At 62.0% G+C, this 284-nt stretch carries 1 protein-coding gene; it reads left to right on the top strand.

Going from position 1 to position 284, the window contains the following annotated elements; translation table 11 throughout:
• Positions 1 to 58: 58 nt before the first annotated feature.
• On the top strand, positions 59 to 284 hold a 226-nt coding region (locus tag VC352_RS24885; RefSeq protein WP_416340241.1), incomplete at its 3' end, for a gamma carbonic anhydrase family protein.

Raw genomic sequence — 284 nt, forward strand, 5'->3', positions numbered from 1 at the left:
CGATATGGGGGCCATCTTAATTACAATCAAGCTTTCCCGCAGCCCAGGATCCTCTATCGTGGCGATTCGCAAATACCAGCAACACCTCCCGCAACTGGGCGCGCGCGTCTTCGTCGACTCTTCCGCCGTGGTCATCGGCGATGTGGTGCTGGGCGAGGACAGCTCGGTCTGGCCGCTGACCGTGATCCGTGTCGACATGCACCGCATCCGTATCGGTGCGCGCACCAGCGTGCAGGACGGCAGCGTTCTGCACATCACTCATGCCGGGCCGTTCAATCCGGACG

It is taken from the genome of Pseudomonas sp. C11 (genome assembly GCF_034683865.1).
Taxonomy (GTDB): Bacteria; Pseudomonadota; Gammaproteobacteria; order Pseudomonadales; family Pseudomonadaceae; genus Aquipseudomonas.